The organism is Nguyenibacter vanlangensis, from assembly GCF_013376155.1.
Lineage (GTDB): Bacteria > Pseudomonadota > Alphaproteobacteria > Acetobacterales > Acetobacteraceae > Gluconacetobacter > Gluconacetobacter vanlangensis.
The window spans coordinates 1-3,480 of record NZ_JABXXP010000306.1 but is presented as its reverse complement, the minus strand read 5'-3'; the positions used below and the strand labels follow the sequence as shown (position 1 = coordinate 3,480).

The window sequence follows — 3,480 nt, the reverse complement described above, 5'->3', positions numbered from 1 at the left end:
GGCACGTCCTCAGGCCGCGGTGGCAAACGTGCTGGTCAGGGTGCGGCGCACCGCCTGCTGCCAGCCTTTCAGCATCGTCTCGCGCTGGGTGGCCTCCATCGCGGCGTCGAAGACGCGGCCGCGGGCCCAGCGGGCGGCGACATCGTCCAGATCGGTCCAGACCCCGGTCGCCAAGCCGGCCAGATAGGCGGCCCCGGTCGCCGTGGTTTCGAGATGGCGGGGCCGTTCGACCCGGGCCTGCAGGATGTCCGCCAGGAACTGGCAGAACCAGTCATTGGCCGCCATGCCGCCATCGACGCGCAATGTCGTCACCGCCCCGCCGCCGTCCCGGGCCATCGCCGCCATCAGGTCGTAGGTCTGATAGGCCACCGATTCCAGCGCCGCGCGGGCGATGTGCGCGGCCGTGGCGTCCAGGGTCAGGCCGCAGATCAGCCCGCGCGCCTCGGGATCCCAGTGCGGCGCGCCCAGTCCGACGAAGCCCGGCACCATATAGACGCCGTGGCTGTGCGGTATCCGGGTGGCCAGATCGTCGGTCTGCGAGGCATGGGTGATCAGGTGCAGTCCGTCGCGCAGCCATTTGATCGCGGCCCCGGCGACGAAGATCGCGCCTTCCAGCGCGTAGACCGTGCGGTTGCCGATGCGATAGCCGATCGTGGTCAGCATGCGATTGGCCGACTGGACCGCGGCTTCGCCGGTATTGAGCAGGACGAAGCAGCCGGTGCCGTAGGTCGCCTTGGCCATGCCGGGCCGGAAGCAGGCCTGCCCGACCAGGGCCGCCTGCTGGTCGCCCGCCATGCCCGCGACCGGAATTGCCCGCCCGAACAAGGCGGGATCGGTTTCGCCATAGATCTCGCTGTTGCTGCGCACCTGGGGCAGCAGCGCGGGCGGGATATCGAACAGGCGCAGCAGATCGTCATCCCAGACCTGGCGGTGGATATCGAACAGCAGGGTGCGCGACGCATTCGTGACGTCCGTGGCATGGACGCGGCCGCCGGTCAGGCGCCACAGCAGGAAGGAGTCGATGGTGCCGAAGGCCAGCTTTCCCGCTTCGGCATCGCGGCGGGCGCCCGGGACGTTATCGAGGATCCAGGCCAGCTTGGTCGCCGAAAAATACGGATCGAGCAGCAGGCCGGTACGCTGGCGCACCAGGTCCTCGTGCCCTTCCTGACGCATCCGGACGCACATCGGCGCGGTGCGGCGATCCTGCCAGACGATGGCCCGATGGATCGGCGCGCCGGTCGCGCGGTCCCATACCACGATCGTCTCGCGCTGGTTGGTGATGCCCAGCGCGGCGATCGACCCCGCGCCGCCGCCCTGCTCGATCGTTTCGCGCGCCGTGGCCAGCGTATCGCGCCAGATCTCGTCGGCATCATGCTCGACCCAGCCATGGTCGGGGTAGTGCTGGGCGAATTCGCGGCGGCTGGAAGCCAGTTCCTCGGCATCGCGGTCGAACAGGATGCTGCGGGTGGACGTCGTTCCCTGGTCGATCGCCAGGACTGTGGTCTTGTCGTTCATATGTCTTGCTCCTGACTTGGCTTCGTCGGTGTCAGCGGCGCGCGGCGATATAGGGCGGCGGGGCGGCGTCCGGGCTGGGGAAGGGTTCGACCTTCGCGGGTTCGCCGGGGCCGGATTCGATCTGGCTGGGCGGACGCCGCCGGGGCATGTAGGGCAGCACGAGGAACTGGAACGCCCCACCCCCGATCACGCCGCCCACCAGGGGACCGACGATCGGCACCCACCAGTAATGGCCCGGCGACGGCAGGGCCGTCGGCCCCCAGCCGGCCAGGAAGCAGAACAGGCGCGGCCCGAAATCGCGCGCCGGGTTCAGCGCCCAGGCTTCGAGATATCCCGCGCAGCCGCCCAGCGCCGCGACCAGCAGGCCGATGATCAGCGCGCCGGAATTCGCCTGCGGCGCCTGGGTATTGTATTCGGACGTGACCGCGAAGATCCCCAGCAGCAGCATCGCGGTCAGGATGATCTCGTCGACCAGGGCGTGCAGCGGGGTGATGGCCTCGCCGGGATGGGTGAAGAACACGCCCGCCGCGCCGCCGTCATGCATGCGGTCGAAATGATGCAGCATGTTGTAATGGTCGATCACCGGCGCATAGAGCACGTAGACGATCGCCGCCCCGGCCACGCCGCCCAGGATCTGGGCTGCGTTGTACGGCAGCACCTTGCGCCAGGGAAAACCCCGATAGAGCGCAAGCGCCAGCGTGACCGCCGGGTTGGCGTGCGTGCCGGACACCGCCCCGGTGACGTAGATGGCGATCATGACCGCCAGCCCCCAGACGATGCACACGCCCCAATAGGCGGTGCGATAGGGGCTGGGATCGTAGAGGAAATACATTCCCGCCACGGCATCACCGATCAGGACGATGATGAAGACCGCGATGAATTCGGAGATCAGCTCTCCGACGAATTGCCTGTCCTTGAACATGTTCCCGCTTCTTTTCCGTTGTTGTCGGGGAAATGTCGCGTTCGGGCGGCGGCGCGCCGCGGGGCGTTCAGCTTGCCATCGCGATCGGCGCCTGCCCGGACGGTCCTGGCGCGCCGGTCCGGCGCGCGTTCACATATCGCTCCAGCCGGGCGGCGTCGTCGCGGCCGACATGCAGGCCCAGGCGCGAGCGGCGCCACAGGATGTCGTCGGCCGTCTCCGCCCATTCCTCGCGGAGCAGATAATCCACCTCGCGCGCCGTCAGTCCGGCGCCGAATTCCTCGCCCAGATCGGCCATCTTGCGCGCGTCGCCGATAATGGCCCAGGCACGCGTGCCGTAATTGCGCGCCAGCCGCCAAGCCGTCCGTTCCGGCAGGAAGGGCGCGTCGGCGCGCAGTCGCTCCAATACGGCATCGAAACCGCCCGGCCCCAGATCGCCCCCCGGCAGCGGCTGATCGGCCGTCCACCCCGCGCCCGTCACCACAGGCAGGTACGGCGCCAGCTTTTCCAGCGCGTGTTCGGCCAGGCGGCGATAGGTCGTGATCTTGCCGCCGAAGATCGACAGCAGGGGGGCGCCGCCCGGAGTGGCGCCTGAAACACCGTCCGGGACGTCGACATCCAGCACATAGTCGCGCGTGACCGCCGACGCATTCTGCGCCGCGTCGTCATAGAGCGGCCGGACGCCCGCATAAGACCAGACGACGTCGGACGGCGCGATCGGCTTGTGGAAATAGCGGTTCACGCTGTCGCACAGATAGCGGATTTCCTCGGGCGAGATCTCGACCTGGCCCGGATCGGACGTCCAGGGCACGTCCGTGGTGCCGATCAGGGTGAAATCCTGCTCGTACGGGATGACGAAGACGATGCGCCGGTCGGGATTCTGCAGGATATAGGCCTGTTCTCCGTCGAACTGGCGCGGCACCACGATATGGCTGCCCTTGACCATGCGCACATGCTTGGTGGTCGCGACGCCCAGCCGGTCGCGCAACACGCGGTCGACCCAGGGCCCGGCGGCGTTGACCAGGGCACGCGCGCGCACCGTGCGG

General features: G+C 68.6%; 3 protein-coding genes. All 3 read right to left on the bottom strand.

All coding sequences use genetic code 11. The annotated features are described in order from the left end of the window. Nucleotides 1-9 precede the first annotated feature (9 nt). On the bottom strand, nucleotides 10-1,515 hold the full coding sequence (gene glpK / locus HUK84_RS12860) for a glycerol kinase GlpK (RefSeq protein ID WP_176640650.1): 1,506 nt from the start codon (nucleotides 1,513-1,515) through the stop codon (nucleotides 10-12). 31 nt (nucleotides 1,516-1,546) lie between these two features. Next, nucleotides 1,547-2,437 (bottom strand): MIP/aquaporin family protein, encoded by an 891-nt coding sequence (locus tag HUK84_RS12855; RefSeq protein ID WP_176640649.1) that lies wholly within the window; start codon nucleotides 2,435-2,437, stop codon nucleotides 1,547-1,549. A 67-nt stretch (nucleotides 2,438-2,504) separates the two neighbouring features. After that, on the bottom strand, nucleotides 2,505-3,480 hold a 976-nt coding region (gene glpD / locus HUK84_RS12850), incomplete at its 5' end, for a glycerol-3-phosphate dehydrogenase (protein ID WP_176640648.1).

Bases quoted from the DNA above. Each gene is read 5' to 3' on its own strand.
- glpK (WP_176640650.1), bottom strand. From the start codon at position 1,515: ATGAACGACAAGACCACAGTCCTGGCGATCGACCAGGGAACGACGTCC.
- HUK84_RS12855 (WP_176640649.1), bottom strand. From the start codon at position 2,437: ATGTTCAAGGACAGGCAATTCGTCGGAGAGCTGATCTCCGAATTCATC.